Source organism: Kosakonia sp. YIM B13571, from assembly GCF_042788095.1.
GTDB lineage: Bacteria > Pseudomonadota > Gammaproteobacteria > Enterobacterales > Enterobacteriaceae > Kosakonia > Kosakonia quasisacchari.
In genome coordinates, this window is the sequence record NZ_JBHZPL010000003.1 from 284,259 (window position 1) to 300,527 (window position 16,269).

The 16,269-nt window shown below is 54.4% G+C and carries 13 protein-coding genes and 2 tRNA genes; 6 read left to right on the forward strand and 9 right to left on the reverse strand.

Annotation, left to right across the window (positions count from 1 at the left end; translation table 11 throughout):
* The first annotated feature begins 11 nt into the window (after nt 1-11).
* Complete coding sequence (locus ACFX4O_RS09735; RefSeq protein WP_380208405.1) at nt 12-1,460, forward strand: EmmdR/YeeO family multidrug/toxin efflux MATE transporter; 1,449 nt, start codon at nt 12-14, stop codon at nt 1,458-1,460.
* 81 nt (nt 1,461-1,541) lie between these two features.
* A tRNA-Asn gene (locus ACFX4O_RS09740) sits at nt 1,542-1,617 on the forward strand.
* Between the two features lie 454 nt (nt 1,618-2,071).
* Here the strand turns inward: ACFX4O_RS09740 and ACFX4O_RS09745 are convergent.
* From ACFX4O_RS09745 to ACFX4O_RS09770, 6 genes are all read right to left on the reverse strand, one after another.
* On the reverse strand, nt 2,072-3,850 hold the full coding sequence (locus ACFX4O_RS09745) for an aminopeptidase P family protein (RefSeq protein WP_131412112.1): 1,779 nt from the start codon (nt 3,848-3,850) through the stop codon (nt 2,072-2,074).
* A gap of 19 nt (nt 3,851-3,869) precedes the next feature.
* Nucleotides 3,870-5,324 (reverse strand): AMP nucleosidase, encoded by a 1,455-nt coding sequence (locus tag ACFX4O_RS09750; RefSeq protein WP_380208408.1) that lies wholly within the window; start codon nt 5,322-5,324, stop codon nt 3,870-3,872.
* 136 nt (nt 5,325-5,460) lie between these two features.
* Entirely contained in the window at nt 5,461-6,438 is a 978-nt protein-coding gene (locus ACFX4O_RS09755) for an MDR family oxidoreductase (protein ID WP_131412116.1), read from the reverse strand.
* 79 nt (nt 6,439-6,517) lie between these two features.
* Nucleotides 6,518-7,171, reverse strand: a complete 654-nt coding sequence (locus tag ACFX4O_RS09760) for a TetR family transcriptional regulator C-terminal domain-containing protein (RefSeq protein ID WP_380208410.1) — start codon at nt 7,169-7,171, stop codon at nt 6,518-6,520.
* 146 nt (nt 7,172-7,317) lie between these two features.
* Nucleotides 7,318-7,506, reverse strand: coding sequence for a YjfB family protein (locus tag ACFX4O_RS09765; protein ID WP_131412120.1), 189 nt, complete (start codon nt 7,504-7,506; stop codon nt 7,318-7,320).
* Nucleotides 7,507-7,665: 159 nt separating this feature from the next.
* Complete coding sequence (locus ACFX4O_RS09770; protein WP_131412122.1) at nt 7,666-8,154, reverse strand: GNAT family N-acetyltransferase; 489 nt, start codon at nt 8,152-8,154, stop codon at nt 7,666-7,668.
* A gap of 95 nt (nt 8,155-8,249) precedes the next feature.
* Between ACFX4O_RS09770 and ACFX4O_RS09775 the strand changes: the two genes are divergently transcribed.
* Together ACFX4O_RS09775 and ACFX4O_RS09780 are read left to right on the forward strand one after the other, a co-directional pair.
* Entirely contained in the window at nt 8,250-9,197 is a 948-nt protein-coding gene (locus ACFX4O_RS09775; RefSeq protein WP_131412124.1) for a LysR family transcriptional regulator, read from the forward strand.
* A 338-nt stretch (nt 9,198-9,535) separates the two neighbouring features.
* Complete coding sequence (locus tag ACFX4O_RS09780) at nt 9,536-11,080, forward strand: methyl-accepting chemotaxis protein (RefSeq protein WP_170312074.1); 1,545 nt, start codon at nt 9,536-9,538, stop codon at nt 11,078-11,080.
* A 347-nt stretch (nt 11,081-11,427) separates the two neighbouring features.
* Here ACFX4O_RS09780 and ACFX4O_RS09785 read toward each other — a convergent pair.
* A tRNA-Asn gene (locus tag ACFX4O_RS09785) sits at nt 11,428-11,503 on the reverse strand.
* Nucleotides 11,504-11,833: 330 nt separating this feature from the next.
* Between ACFX4O_RS09785 and nac the strand changes: the two genes are divergently transcribed.
* A complete protein-coding gene (gene nac, locus ACFX4O_RS09790; protein WP_380208413.1) occupies nt 11,834-12,751 on the forward strand; it encodes a nitrogen assimilation transcriptional regulator NAC in 918 nt (305 codons plus the stop codon).
* 104 nt (nt 12,752-12,855) lie between these two features.
* Nucleotides 12,856-13,806, forward strand: a complete 951-nt coding sequence (gene cbl / locus ACFX4O_RS09795) for an HTH-type transcriptional regulator Cbl (protein WP_131412130.1) — start codon at nt 12,856-12,858, stop codon at nt 13,804-13,806.
* Between the two features lie 49 nt (nt 13,807-13,855).
* Here cbl and shiA read toward each other — a convergent pair whose 3' ends face one another.
* Entirely contained in the window at nt 13,856-15,181 is a 1,326-nt protein-coding gene (gene shiA / locus ACFX4O_RS09800; RefSeq protein WP_380208416.1) for a shikimate transporter, read from the reverse strand.
* Between the two features lie 351 nt (nt 15,182-15,532).
* Complete coding sequence (locus tag ACFX4O_RS09805) at nt 15,533-16,078, reverse strand: chorismate mutase (RefSeq protein WP_380208418.1); 546 nt, start codon at nt 16,076-16,078, stop codon at nt 15,533-15,535.
* Nucleotides 16,079-16,269 lie beyond the last annotated feature (191 nt).

The window sequence follows — 16,269 nt, forward strand, 5'->3', positions numbered from 1 at the left end:
TAAGGACCAATTTGAACGTCGTTACTCCTCTTCGCCAGGCTGTTATGCGCACGCCGTGGTACAGAAAGCGTAAAAGCTACCGTGTTTTGTTCTGGCGAGAAATCACCCCCCTTGCCATACCTATCTTCCTCGAAAACACCTGTGTTCTGATGATGGGCGTGCTCAGCACCTTCCTCGTAAGCTGGCTGGGCAAAGAGGCGATGGCGGGGGTCGGGCTTGCCGATAGTTTTAACATGGTGGTGATGTCGTTTTTCGCGGCTATCGACCTGGGAACCACGGTGGTGGTGGCGTTCAGTCTCGGTAAGCTGGACGGCGAACGGGCGAGGGCGGCGACGCGTCAGTCGCTGGTGATCATGACTCTATTTTCGATTGTGCTGGCGGCGGCCATTCACTACTACGGCACGGGAATCATCGATTTTATCGCCGGGGCGGCAACGGCGGAAGTTAAAGCGCTGGCGCTGACCTACCTTGAGCTGACGGTCCTCAGCTATCCAGCCGCGGCTATTGCATTGATTGGCAGCGGTGCACTGCGCGGCGCGGGTAACACCAAAATCCCGCTGCTGATTAACGGTGGCATGAACATCCTTAACATTATTATCAGCAGCGTGCTGATCTATGGCCTTTTCGGCTGGAAAGGTATGGGTTTCGCCGGGGCTGGGCTGGGGCTGACCATTTCGCGTTATATTGGCGCGGTGGCGATTATCTGGGTACTAATGATTGGTTTTAACCCGGCACTGCGCATTCCGTTAAAAAGTTACTTCGAAAAGCTCAACTTCGGCATCATCTGGGAAGTGATGGGGATCGGTATTCCTGCCAGTATCGAATCGGTGCTGTTTAACGGCGGCAAGCTGCTGACGCAAATGTTCGTTGCCGGAATGGGCACCAACGTTATCGCCGGTAACTTTATCGCTTTTTCCGTGGCAGCGTTGATCAACCTGCCAGGTAATGCGCTGGGTTCCGCCTCTACGATTATCACTGGTAAGCGGTTGGGCAAAGGGCAGATAAGTCAGGCTGAGCGCCAGTTGCGCCATGTATTCTGGCTATCGACGTTGTTACTGACGATGCTTGCCTGGGGAACCGCACCGTTTGCCGGGCTTTTCGCCTCGTTTTACACCCAGGAAGACGATGTAAAAGAGGTGGTTAAAGTGCTTCTCTGGCTTAATGCGGCGTTTATGCCCATCTGGGCGGCGTCATGGGTTTTGCCTGCCGGACTAAAAGGCGCCCGCGACGCCCGTTTCGCCATGTGGGTGTCGATGCTTGGGATGTGGGGCTGTCGCGTTGTTGCCGGTTATACCCTGGGGATTATGCTCGGTATGGGGGTGGTTGGTGTCTGGCTCGGCATGTTCCTTGACTGGGCGGTGCGCGGTGCGCTTTTTTACTGGCGAATGGTAAGTGGGCGTTGGCTGTGGAAGTACCCGAAGCCGCAAAAAAGCACCATTTCTGCGCAGAATGGAGAATAATTCGGCAAACGCGCCAAAATGTGAAAATCAGGCTTTGACAAGGGCCTGGGGCATCGCTAATATTCGCCCCGTTCACACGATTCCTCTGTAGTTCAGTCGGTAGAACGGCGGACTGTTAATCCGTATGTCACTGGTTCGAGTCCAGTCAGAGGAGCCAGATTTAGAAAAGCCTGCTTTTAAGCAGGCTTTTTGCTTTTCTGCGTTCTTACAGCCCGCCTTACTTTCCTGCCCATCACAATGCGTTTTTGCGGAGCGTTGTTCCGGTAACAAACAAAGATGCTGTTGCCCGCTTTAAACTCGTCGGCGTGAAAAGCCTGCACAAAGACGTTCTTATCGGTAGTGATTCGTCATGCCGAAAACGCTCGCCACTCCCAAACCGATGATTGGCAGAATATCTATGCTCGCGTCCTTAAATTGTCACCACGAAGGCGCTATTTTTTCCGGAAGCCAAAAATAATCCACAGAATAAAAAGGATCGACACCGTAACGCTGAACACCATGCTTAGCAGTTCGAGCGTCGATAAGCTGGCAAAAAAAACGCTGAATAGTCATTACGCCTGCGCTGTTAAAATAAAAACCCGCCGCAGCGGGTTTGTGAATGAAACGGACACTTAGCTTGCCTGTACGCGCAGTGGCGCAGTGGCGGCAAACAGCCACGAGCGGGCGTCGTCATCAATCAGTGGTGACAACGTTTCGCGCACTCGCTGGTGATAGTCATCCAGCCACTGCTGCTCTTGTTCGCTCAGCAGGTTCCACTCCACCTGGTTTAAATCAATGGGGACAAGCGTCAGCGAAGCAAAGCGGCAGAATCCCGGCTGGCTTTCCACCACTTCCACCTGGTTTTCAATGCGGATGCCGTAGCTGTCCGCCAGATAGTAGCCCGGCTCGATGGTCATGATATTGCCCGCCGACAGCGGCCACGGGTTGACCTTTTTCGCAATGCGTTGCGGCTGCTCGTGGATCAGCAACTGATGACCAACGCCATGGCCGGTGCCGTGGTCGAAATCCAGCCCTAAGTCCCACAGCGCGCGGCGAGCAAAGGCATCCAACTGGTGCCCGTGCGTGCCGGCAGGAAATTGCAGAGTAAGCATCGACAAAAAGCCTTTCAGCACGGCGGTGTAGTGCAGCCGCTGCTGGGCATTGAGTGCGCCAAACGACAGCGTACGCGTCGTGTCAGTGGTACCGTTATGGTACTGGCCGCCGGAATCATTCAAATAGAAGTTAGCGCGAGTGATGGCTTTGTTCGTTTTTTCGCTGCTGTGGTAATGGCACATCGCTGCGTTGCTGGCGGAGGCTGAAATGGTACTGAAGCTCTGTTCAATAAAGCCGGGTTGCTGCTGGCGGAAGGCCAGTTGCTTTTGCTGTGCTTCCAGTTCGGTCACCGGGTTACCCGCCGCTTCGCGCGCTGGCACTTCACGCGCTAACCAGGCGAGGAAATTCACCCACGCCGCGCCATCCTGCTGATGGCTTTCGCGGTAGCCTGCCAGTTCAGTCGCGTTTTTATGCGCTTTGATAAAGGTAATGGGATCGGCGCTCCACAGCACTTCGCCACCCTGTTGTTCAATGGCGAAACGCAGCGCCACCGGCGCGAAGTCGCCATCAAGCAGGATGCGTTTTCCGGCGGCGATTTGCTGGCAACGCGGCAGGAAGTCCTCGAAATCGTGCAGTGTCAGCGTTGAGGTCAGTTGCGTTGATAAACCGGCGGTTTTCTGCGGGTTAACAAACCATTCGACCTCTCCCTCGCGGCTGAGCAGGGAGAATGAATGCACCACCGGGTTCATTGCAATGTCCGAACCGCGAATGTTCAGCAGCCAGGCGATGTTATCCGGTAGCGTGATTGCCAGGTAATCAGCCCCTTTTTCCGCCAGCACCTGCGCGATGCGCGTGCGCTTATCGGCGCTGCTTTCACCGCTGATCTCCAGCGGCATTTCACGAATCACACCACACGGTGCCGCCGGGCGATCGGCCCAGATCGCATCGAACGGATCGCTATCCAGGGCGACCAGTTCACAATGCGTGGCGTTCAGCGCCTGAAACTGGTTGTTGACCATCAGCAGCGGCTCAAAGCCGATGCGGCTGCCGGCAGATAGCGAGGCGTTTAACCACTGGTCCAGCGGCTCGTTGTGCAGATGGTGGATCTCGAAATCATGGCGATTCACTTCGCTGCGCACCTGCACCTGATAGCGGCCATCCACGAACAGCAGCGCCTTATCACGCAGCACCAGTGCCAGCCCGGCAGAACCGGTAAAGCCGGTGAGCCACTGGAGTTTATTGTCATGCGGCGCGCAATCTTCGCTCTGGTGCGCGTCGGCGCGCGGAACAATCATGCCGTCAAGCTCCAGCGCGACCAACTGATCGCGTAACGCTTGTAACGGTGAAGGGGTTTGCATGGTTAATCCTTTTTAATTGTTATCTGAATGGCGGTTCGTTAAAGGTGCGTAATTTACGCGAGTGCAGGCGGTCGCCCTCTGCGCGGAGCAGGTCGATGGCGCGGATGCCAATTTGCAAATGCTCGGAAATTGCCCCTTCGTAAAAACGGTTGGCCTGGCCGGGGAGTTTGATCTCGCCATGGAGCGGTTTATCCGAAACACAGAGCAGAGTGCCATACGGTACGCGGAAGCGATAACCCTGCGCGGCAATGGTGGCGCTTTCCATATCTATCGCCACCGCGCGGCTTAAGTTAAAGCGCAGTGAGGAGGCAGAATAACGCAGTTCCCAGTTGCGATCGTCGGTGGTCACCACCGTGCCGGTACGCAACCGCTGTTTGACTTCCTCGCCCGGCATGTCGCTCACTTCTTTGGTGGCGTCGTACAGCGCACGTTGCACTTCGGCGATGCTCGGGATCGGAATATCCGGCGGCAGCACGGCGTCCAGCACATGGTCGTCACGCAGATAAGCATGCGCCAGCACATAATCGCCAATCGACTGGCTTTCACGCAGGCCGCCGCAGTGGCCAATCATCAGCCAGACATCCGGGCGCAGCACGGCCAGATGATCGCAAATCGTTTTTGCGTTCGACGGGCCAACGCCAATATTAATCAGCGTAATGCCCTGGCCGTTGGCGGTGACCAGGTGCCAGGCCGGCATCTGGTGTTTTTTCCACGCCAGGTCGGAAATGGCTTGCTCCGGCGCTTCGGTATCAGCAGTGATCCAGTTACCACCCGCGCAGGAGAGCGCGACGTACGGGCTATCCGGGTTGAGGATCTCGCTGCAGGCCCAGCGCACAAACTCATCGACATAACGCGTGTAGTTGGTGAACAGCACAAACGGCTGGAAATGTTCAACCGGCGTGCCGGTGTAGTGGCGCAGCCGCGCCAGCGAGAAATCCACGCGGCGCGCATCAAAATGGGAAAGCGGGTAAAGCTCGGTCGGGTGGAACAAGCCATCGGCGGTCTCATCGCCAATCTGCGCCAGTTCGGTAGTGGGGAAGTGGCGCGTCAGCCCTGCGCTCATTGACCTGTCCAGTGTCAGCTCCGAACCGTCAATCACGTAAGGGTACGGGATTTCATGGGCGGATAACCCCACCTCAATATGTGCGCCGTAGTCCTGGCACAGCAGTGTTAATTGTTCGAGTAAATAGGGACGAAACAGCGAAGGGCGGGTGATGGTGGTGGTGTAACAGCCCGAATGGGTGAAGCGGGCGTAGGCGCGGGTTTTCGGTGGGTTCGTCGCGCTACCATTCCAGCTTACGGATAACTGCGGATAGACAAATAACCCTTGTGCGCGGGCTTCGGTATCGGGAAGCTGACCGTCGTCGATATAGCGAGCGATCGCCTGACGAAGGGCTTCAACGGAACGATCATACAGCGCTTCAAGTTGATCCAGCGCTTGCTCCGGGGTCAGATTTGCACCCTTATTATTCATCTTTATCTCCTTATCTGCTCTACGGCTGTAGCCGATAGTATGTCACAGGAATGTGAAACGAAAGCAATGCGCAACGGGATTCGGAGGAAACGGATGAGGGAAGGATCCGGCGCGACGGCGCACGCCGGAAAGCAGGTTAGCCGCTGATTTTCACCAGCGTACGGCCCTGGATTTTATTACTCAGAAAATCGGCGGCGATTGCCGGAGCCTGTTCCAGCGCAATTTCGGTTGCGGCCTGCTGGTAGTAACTTTCTGGCAACGTGCGTGCGAGATTTTCCCACACGGCACCGCGCTGCGCGGTGGGCACCATCACGGAATCCACGCCCTGCAAACGGACGTTTCGCAGAATAAACGGCATGACGGTGGTCGGCAGCTCGAAACCGCCAGCCAGACCGCATGCGGCAACGCAGCCACCATAGTTAGTCTGTGCCAGCACTTTTGCCAGCACGTGGTTGCCAACGGTATCAATCGCACCGGCCCACAGCTGTTTTTCCAGCGGGCGGGTCTGTTCAAAATCGCTGCGCGGCAGGATCTCATCAGCACCTAAATTACGCAGAAAATCATGGGTCGATTCACGCCCGGTCACGGCGGCAACGGTGTAGCCCAGCGCCTTCAGCAGCACGACAGCGGTGCTGCCCACGCCGCCGCTGGCACCGGTGACCAGCACGGTGCCATCCTGCGGTTTAATCCCGGCCTCTTGCAGCGCCATTACGCACAGCATCGCCGTAAAACCTGCGGTGCCGATGATCATCGCATTACGCGCACTTAAGCTTTCCGGCAGGGCAACCAGCCAGTCACCTTTTACGCAGGCCTGGGCGGCAAGCCCACCCCAGTGATTTTCGCCCACGCCCCAGCCGGTGAGGATCACGGCCTGGCCGGGAACAAAGCGCGCATCGCGGCTTTCGCTCACGCGGCCGCAAAAATCAATGCCTGGCACCATGGGGAACTGGCGAATGATTTTGCCTTTACCGGTGATAGCCAGCGCGTCTTTGTAGTTAAGGCTGGACCAGTCAATATCGACCCGAACGTCGCCCTCGCCCAGTGCAGGCAGGGCGATCTCTTTCACTTCCGCCAGGGTTTTATTCTCATTCTGTTCCAGAACTAATGCTTTCATGACTGCGTTTTCCTCGTCGGATGAGGTGTGTTTTCGGCGTTTTGCCGTCCTGTGCAGATGCTCCATCCCCTGTCATGCTTCACGCTGCAGGGGCAGTTGTTATGCTGTGGCGAAAGAATTCCCAGTACTGATCCAGCGGTTTGACGGAGCGGAACAGCTTGGCGCGCATCACTGCGCCTTCCCAGCCGGACCAGAACACACTGGCCAGTTCATGGCTGGCAGCGTCTGGCGGCAATTCGCCGCAGGATTTTGCTTCATCCAGACACGTTGCGACGCGCGTTTCCCAGTCGGCGAGGATGGCTTTCAGGCGCGCCGGGAAGACTTCCGGTAAAAGTGGCGTTTCCTGCAACAGGTTGCCCACCAGACAACCACGGCGGAAAGCGTATTTCGCCATTCCCAGGCCAGCATGGTGCACAAAAGCCGCCATGCGTTGCAGCGGGGAGAGTTGGGTATCCGTTAAAAATTTATCCAGTTTATGGGCGAAAAAGTCGCCATAGGCAGCCAGCACCGCCATGCCAAACTCCTGCTTACTTTTAAAGCAGTGATAGAACGAGCCTTTAGGAACTGCGATATTTTTGATCACCGCGTCAATGCCCGCCGACAGATAGCCAGTTTCCGTTAGCACCTCAAGACCCGAGCGGATCAGCTCCTGGCGGGTATCGGTAAAGTCGCGCTCGACTTTCGGCGGCCGCCCACGGCGGGGTTTTTGCAGTGCTGCTGTTTCGCCATTCATAATTTAGACCGATAGGTTTTAATTCGGCAGAGGCTACGCCGATTTAACATCCCAGGCAAGTGAAGAAACAAAAAAGCCCGCACGAAGCGGGCTTGCAAGCGTTGCCGGTTGGCGCTGTTACCACAAACGTCAGCCAGCAAACCGGACTATGCGGTGGTATTAATATTACGACCGATTGCCGGGTTGGAAGGTAACTGCGGGATCTGCTGAATCAAGTCGCTGGCGATCGATTTCTGTGTATCAAGCGCTTTTTTCAGCACCAGCGTATTGACTTGATTATCAAGCTGATAAGAGTCAAGGCTGCTGGCTAATGATGCAATTTGTATCGGATCCATGCTGTAAATCCTTTATTGTAGAAAAAACAACCAGAGAACAGCTATAAGTATAACTGCACAGTTTTTATCGGCAGCAAGTGCCGGATCTTTAAGCGAGGCGTGAGACGAACCCAATGAACGGTAAGCAAAAACCCGCCGTGGCGGGTTGACGAGGAAAGATTAAGCGCGGGGGCTTTCGGCGAATTTCAGCAGGGCTTCGCCATCCAGACGGTAACGCACCCATTCACTTTGCGCTCGCGCGCCGATGCTCTGGTAAAAATCGATGGCGGGTTGGTTCCAGTCGAGCACACTCCATTCCAGCCGTCCGCAGCGACGCTCAACGGCGTACTGCGCAATCTTTTGCAGCATCGCTTTTCCTGCACCGTTACCGCGAAAATCGGGCGAAACGTAGAGGTCTTCCATATAAATGCCGTTGCGGCCAAGCCAGGTCGAATAACTGGTAAAGAAAACTGCATAACCCACGGTTTTACCTTCGATTTCACAGATTAAGGCTTCCGTTTTACTCTCTGCACCAAACAGGGTTTCGCGGATCTCATCCGCAGTGGTGATCACTTCTTCAGGCGCTTTTTCATACACCGCCAGTTCATAAATCATCTCAAAAATGGCGTTTGCGTCTGTCGGGCGTGCTGGGCGGATGGTGATGCTCATTGCTTTTCCTGTTGTTTTACCGGGCGTTCAAAATTGATGGCCGCAAGCATAAGCGGTATTGTGCAAAGAATTAAGTGCAATGAAATCACCGGTCGATGAATATTATGCATCCAACGTTACGGCGTCTTGATTTAAACCTGTTACCTGTTTTCGACGCGATCTATCGCCATCGCTCTGTGCGCCAGGCGGCGGAAGAGTTGGCGATGAGCACCTCGGCGCTGAGTCACGCGCTTTCAAGGTTACGTGTGACGCTCAATGACCCGCTATTTTACCGGGAAGGGCACTTTATGTGTCCAAGCGTCTATGCCACTCAACTGGCGCCCGCCATCGCTTCGGCATTAGCACATCTCAACCACGAGCTCACCCCACAAGCGGAATTTAATCCCACGACGACAACAGACTGTTTGCAGGTTGCGATCACTGATTTCACCGCGTTTGGTATTTTTCCCGCGCTAATGGCTGAATTGCAGCATACGGCTCCCGGTCTGCGTTTCGAATTTCGCTATTTGCCTCATCGTCCGGCGCTCAATGAACTGCTGGCAGGAGAAGTGGATTTTGCGCTGGGGTTTAGCGCGCCGCAGGATATTCGCCACGCGGAGCTCGACGAGATCGGCTGGTTTGCAGATGAATATGTCGTTATCAGCAATCAACTCAGGCAACAATTAACGCTGGAAGATTACCTTGCCGCGCGCCACCTGGTGGTGACGCCGTGGAATGAGGACAAAGGCGTGCTGGATAGTGAACTTGAACGCCTGGGTTATACGCGGCAGGTGGCAATAAAAACGCCCTCGATGCTCAGCGCGCCTTTTATTATCGCCAATAGCGATCTGCTGATGGCGCTTCCGCGTTCGGCCGCGGAGACATTGAAGCAGTCGGCCAAAATCACCATTTTTGCGCTGCCTTTTGCGGTTCCCCCGTTTGAGGTGAAGATTTATTCCCATAAACGCAGCGGCAAGCGAGGGGCGGCACAGTGGTTGCAGAAGATGTTGAAAAAACTGTCGCATACGCAAGCTCAGCGCAACACGTCAAAAGCCTGCTCGTAAGCCCGTTTCTGAGCAGGCCGCACAAAAACGGTGATGACCCATCAGCTAATGCTGCGGGATTGCCGAAACCCTCCCTGTGGCGCCTTCGCGCGCGAGTGTGACCGCGTTCTTATTTATGAATAAGACTTTCGTCGGATGAATTAATCCGGCGAAAAATAACACTTTATTTATTAGATGGTTACTTTCTTTTAACCTAAAAACAATTAAGTTGGAAAAAATATACAACTTCTATCGATTAACTCGTTTTTTTTTATTTCCGATATAGGGATAAGGCGCGGTTCGAACTCCCGAAGCCGATGCTGTACCCGCCATATAAAACAACAATAGGTACTCATGCCATGAAACTATCCCTCGCGCAAAAACTTTGGCTCCCTCTCATCGTGGCACTGGTATGCCTTGCCGGAACACTGCTCTACAGCTCTTTTACGGTCAAAGAAGACCAACTGGCACTGCGGAAAAACGAGTTGCAGCATGTTTCTCAACTGGCGCTCAGTATCGTAAAAACGCAGGCCGCGCTGGCTGACAAAGGGGCAATCACCCAACAGGAAGCGCAGCAGCGCGCAACCCAATTAATTAAAGATTTACGCTATGGGGAGGCGGGATACTTCACCATTCTGAATACCCAGGCGCAGGTGATTATGCATCCGATCAACGCCAAGCTAATTGGCCAGGGACCGGAGGTTATAGATGCGAATGGCGTTTATATCTTCAGAGATATGGTTGCGGTTACTCGTAATAATGAGGGGGGGTTTACCGCTTACGTTTTTCCACGCCCTGGCGATACGCAAGCTCAGCCGAAGATCGCTTACAGCATTCCATGGACGCCCTGGGGATGGATAATTACCACCGGTCTTTATGTGGATGATATCGACGCGGCATTCCGGGTTTCGCTCTACCAGAACCTGATTGAGTTTGTGGCTATCAGTATTCTGTTGTCGGTCATCGTCTATCTCATCAACCGGGGAACATTGCTGGCGCTTGGGGGCGAACCCCGCTATGCCGTTGATGTTGCCGCGCGGATTGCTGCCGGGGATCTTTCGCAGACGGTGGATAAAAAAGCCGGGGACAGCTCAAGCCTGATCCATGAAATGGGTGTGATGCGCGAGCAACTGACCGCCGTGATTAAAGACATCCGTGAAGGGGCGGAGATAATCAACACCAGCACGCATGATATTGTCGCCGGAAATCAACAGATTGCCTCGCATTCTGAGCAGCAGGCGGTGTCGCTGGAACGTACTTCTTCCAGCATGGAACAGATCACCGCCGCCGTGAAACAAAACGCGGAGAACGCCGGGCAGGCACGTCATCTGGCGAGTGAAGCCGTGGACATTGCCTCGCGCGGCGGGGTGGTAATGCAGAGTATGAATGAAACCATGAACGGTATTTCCGAAAGCGCCGGGAAAATCGCGAGCATTATTGAGGTGGTCAATGGCATCGCGTTTCAGACCAACATCCTGGCGCTGAATGCGGCAGTTGAAGCGGCCAGAGCGGGGGAACAGGGCAGAGGGTTTGCGGTGGTTGCGGGTGAAGTGCGCAGCTTGTCATTACGCAGTTCGCAGGCGGCGCAGGAAATTAAAGGGCTGGTGGAAGAGTCTGTCACGCGGGTTAACAACGGCTCGTCACAAATCAAAGTTGCCGGGAGCAGTATCGACGAGATGATTGTGGCGGTGCGACGTGTGTCGGACATCATGTCGGAAATATCTGTCGCGACCGAGGAGCAGAGCAAAGGCATCAGCCATGTTAACGAAGCGATTGTGCAAATTGATGCAGTCACTCAGCAGAACACCTCGCTGGTTCAGCATGCGGTATCAGCGGCCAGTGCGCTGGAAGAGCAGACCCGTCGGCTGACGCAAACCGTGGCCTTTTTTAATACCGGCAGGTAATGGCCGCAACATCACGCTTATGGGCCTGTCGATGACAGGCCCATTTATTCTTATCCCAGCCAGCAACTCCATTGCAGACAAACCACAACCCGTAACCAGGTTGATTTATCTTCACTTTCACTGCGATGAAAACCTTTATGCCTGAATCAAGGTAAGCGTTAGCCTTGAGCGAGACAATGCGCTGACCAGGAATGCCAGAACCCTTAGAGGGGGAAACTGCGTCTGCGTCGGGGACGCAAGCGTTCAGCTATCAAAGCAATGTTTTGTCTGAATGAAAGGTGAGTGGTGTATTGCGTGCAGTCGGCAGAAAAGCAAAAAGCCTGCTTAAAAGCAGGCTTTTCTAAATTTGGCTCCTCTGACTGGACTCGAACCAGTGACATACGGATTAACAGTCCGCCGTTCTACCGACTGAACTACAGAGGAATCGTGTGAACGGGGCGAATATTAGCGATGCCCCATGCCCTTGTCAAAGGGTGGATCGTTCTGCCGCGATCGTTTGCCGACTATTTCAGCAATCTGTTGCCGGGATAAGCACTTAAACGCGCATTTGCACCAAAACTGTGCAATGCATCTTTTATGGGGCATCACCCGAACCACTGTTTCAGTAATAATTACCCCGGTTGTAATTAGAATCTCTTATTATCCAGCCTGTTAGCACCTTTCATTTGGCCTAACTAAAACTGGCAAGCATATTGCAACTCCTTCGACTACATCACATCCAGCGTTGGCACTGGTATCCGTACAGGAGGCAAAATGAACTTAAGACGACTGAAATACTTCGTAAAAATCGTCGATATTGGAAGCCTGACTCAGGCAGCCGAAGTATTACATATTGCGCAGCCCGCGCTGAGCCAGCAGGTAGCCACTCTGGAAGGCGAACTGGATCAGCAATTACTCATTCGCACCAAACGCGGCGTAACGCCGACGGAGGCGGGCAAAATCCTCTACACCCACGCCCGGACGATTTTGCGTCAGTGCGAACAGGCGCAACTGGCGGTAAACAATGTCGGTCAATGCCTGCGGGGACAAGTCTCCATTGGCCTGGCACCGGGCACTGCCGCTTCTTCCGTCACCATGCCGCTGTTGCAGGCTGTGCGTACAGAGTTGCCGGAAGTCATGGTCTATCTGCATGAAAATAGCGGCACAACGTTGAACGATAAATTGTTCAGCGGGCAACTGGATATGGCCGTGCTGTATGAACGCGCGCCTGGCGCGGGGATTAACAGCCTGCCGCTGCTAAAAGAAGATTTGTATCTGGTGGGAACGCGCGACTGCCCGGGCCAGAGCGTCGATCTGACGGCGGTTGCTGATATGAACCTTTTCCTGCCGCGCGACTACAGCGCTGTTCGCTTGCGTGTTGATGAAGCGTTTTCGCTGCGTCGATTGACCGCGAAAATCATTGGCGAAATTGAGTCGATCGCCACGCTGACAGCAGCGATTGCCAGCGGAATGGGGGTGACGGTGCTACCGGAGTCTGCCGCTCGTTCGCTGTGCGCCGCGACCAACGGTTGGATGGCGCGTATCACCACGCCTTCGATGAACTTGTCATTGTCGTTAAACGTTTCCGCGCGCGGTACGCTCTCGCCGCAGGCACAAGCGGTGAAAGATATTTTAATGTCTTTAGTCAGCCGCCCGGCGATGGAAAGCCATGAGTTGCAGCTGGTGAGTTAATCATTATTCCTTAATGGAATAAGATGCTGGTTTTTATTATTTGTTCTGCCTGGCCGCAGACTTTAACAATAACGTCATGTCTGACAGGCCAGGAGCAGCGAAGGGTGAATTTCCAGCAACTCAAAATTATCCGCGAGGCGGCGCGGCGGGATTACAACCTGACCGAAGTCGCCAACATGCTTTACACATCACAATCCGGCGTGAGCCGCCATATCCGGGAGCTTGAAGAAGAGCTGGGGATTGAGATCTTTATCCGTCGCGGCAAGCGTTTGTTGGGCATGACGGAACCCGGTAAAGCGCTGCTGGTGATTGCCGAGCGCATCCTTAACGAGGCGAGCAATGTACGCAGGCTCGCCGATCTTTTTACCAATGACACTTCTGGCGTGCTGACCATTGCCACGACGCATACGCAGGCGCGCTACAGTTTGCCATCGGTGATTAAAGCTTTTCGCGCGCTGTTCCCGGACGTGCGGCTGGAGTTAATTCAGGGCACTCCGCAAGAAATTGAATCACTGTTACATAACGGTGGCGCAGACATCGGCATTGCCAGTGAACGCTTAAGCAATGACAACTCACTCGCGGCTTTCCCGTGGTTTCGCTGGCATCACAGTTTACTGGTGCCGTCGGATCACCCGTTGGCGCAATCCTCACCGCTGACGCTCGAAGATATCAGCCGCTGGCCGCTTATCACTTATCGCCAGGGGATCACCGGGCGTTCGCGCATTGATGAAGCGTTTGGCCGCAGAGGGTTAATTCCGGATGTGGTGCTGAGCGCGCAGGATTCCGATGTTATCAAAACCTATGTTGAGCTGGGGTTGGGCGTCGGGCTGGTGGCGGAGCAATCGGGCGGTGAAAACGAAGAGGGCAAACTGGTGCGGCTGGATACACAGCATCTGTTTGATGCAAATACCGTCTGGTTAGGGTTAAAACGTGGCCAGTTACAACGAAATTATGTCTGGCGCTTTATTGAGCTGTGTAATGCCGGACTGTCGGTGGAAGATATCAAACGCCAGGTGATGGAGCCGGACGAAGCGGCCATCGATTACCAGATTTAGCGATAGACTAAACAACGAAACAAAGCCTCCGCATTCGGAGGCTTTGTTTTTATTGATGTGTGTGCGGCGGTGTTTTCATCAGCGTTGCTGTCAGGGCGGAGAGCAGGCAGCCCGCCAGCAGATAAATGGCGACGGCATGCCACTCGCCGCCGGAAAAGTTCAGCAATGCGGCGGCAATAAAGGGCGTAAAACCACCGCCGACCACGCTGGCGACCTGGTAACCGACACCCGCGCCGCTGTAACGATAGCCGGCGCCGAACATTTCGGTGAACATCGGCTGTTGTACACAAACCACCATATCGTGGGCAATATTGGCCAGCAATAAAGAGAAGATCACCACGCCGGCAATGGAGCGTGCTTCCAGCGCCATAAAGAACGGGAACGCGCTCAGCGCGCCGAGTAATGCGCCGGTGATGTAGATGCGCCGTCGTCCATAACGATCCGCCATCCAGGCGAATAGCGGAATGGTCAGGCAACTTATTCCGCCGACCAGCAAGCCGATATTAAGGAACAGTTCACGCGGTAAACCCAGATTTTGCGTGGAGTAGTTCAGCGCAAACGCGGTGACGATATACATGGTCAACAGTTCGCACAGGCGCAAGGCGATTATTTTCAAAAACGCGCCCGGATGGCGAAACAACGCTTCAAACACCGGCGGGCGTTTTTTTGTCTGCTCCGGCTGTTGCGTTTGCGCACGTTCAAACTCAGCAGATTCTGCCATGCCGTTTCGCACCCACAGCGCGCCAAGCACCAGCACGATGCTGAACAAGAAAGGCAGACGCCAGCCCCAACTCAGAAACTGCTCGTTAGTGGTCAGGCTGCTGATGAGCGACACAAGACCCGTGGAGAGCAACAACCCGACGCCATACCCGACCTGAACGCCGCTGCTGTAAAAGGCTTTTTTCCCGGAGGGCGCGCTTTCTACAGCCAGTAACGCCGCACCGCCCCATTCGCCGCCAACGGCGAAACCCTGGATTGCGCGCAGGATGACCAATAACGCCGGAGCCCACCAGCCGATGGTGGCAAAGGAGGGCAGAATGCCAATACAGGCAGTGGCGATGCCCATCATCCAGACTGTCGTCATTAGCATTCGCTTACGACCGAGCCGATCGCCAAAATGACCAAAAACAATGCCACCGAGCGGGCGGAATAAAAACCCAACGCCGAAAGTGGCGAAGGCGGCAAGCGTGCCCATCGCCGGGTCAATCTGCGGGAAAAATTCGCTGTTAAACACCAGCGCGGCGGTGATGCCATAAAGTAAAAAATCGAACCAGTCGACCACTGCGCCAGCGAAGCTGCCCCAGGCCGCACGGCGGGCGCGATTCAGTGGTGGTGTCTCTTCATCGGGGCGGGTTGTGATGAGCGTGGAGTCCATAGTTGTTCTGTCCGTTCCTCAAAATTGCAAAATTTTCTAGTTTTAATAGGGAGAAAAGGTTACTCACATCGTACGCAGCCAAAAAAAGCCGCTATTGAGACTACAGCGACAGCGGACAGGTGAAAACTCTTTTGCAGAGCGGGCGCCATGAAAGGGGGAATTTAACTCAGGTGGCGTTAATGCACAGAAGATTATTCGGTTCTTGAATGATTTGCGTGAGTGGCATTTGGTTGGTCAATGTTCAACAGCAGACCCCATCCATATGCCGTTATCTTCCTGCCGGATGCCCGGCCTGTCATGCGCACTGGCAGGCCGGGTACGGGTATTTTTCATCGCGTACGGTATTGATGGCTAACGTGCGCGATGAATAAGGCGTAAAGCAGAAAGAAGGTTGTTTTTATCCGCTTCGCTAAGATTCGGAGCCATAATTTGTGCCGACAGCCATGCGGTGTCTGCTTCAGTGAAAGGGCCGGTGAGCAGCCGCTGGCTGATGGCGGTGAGCAACTGGCTATCCAGTTGATTTATCTGTTGCCGGGTTGCGTCCAGACTTCTGACAGTGCTGTTAGCATCCGGTGTGGCTAACCAGTCGGCCAGATAGCGATACTGAACGGCCTTGCTGGCGCTCATCAACGCGCGGAAAAAAGGCTCCACGGAGCGGGGATCCAGACCCGCGTCCTGGGCATTTTTCACTGCTTCTGTCAGCACTTTTTGTTCCCGCGCCACATCTTCCACAGGTGAATGATGCTGTGCCTTGTAACTGGCCACGTCTTTCATTATCAGCATGCGTTCATTGAGCGCAGATGAAAGTGTGCTGAGCGATACCGACGCGACAGAACCTGCAAAAACATTGCCGCACATAAACAGTGATGAAAGGAAAACAACCGCAGACTGGAACATCAACTTACCCTCCTGTCAAATCCCAAAAAAAAGCCGTTCTTGGGGAAGAACGGCGAATCGACCATCACGGCTAAAATCACTAACACGGTTCATATTCTATTAGTTGCGTTAATGAATTATTTCGTAACGGTCGTTTTATGTAAGTAAATGAAACGATGTAAATAAGGTACAAAGAGTGAGGGCGCTGCGTG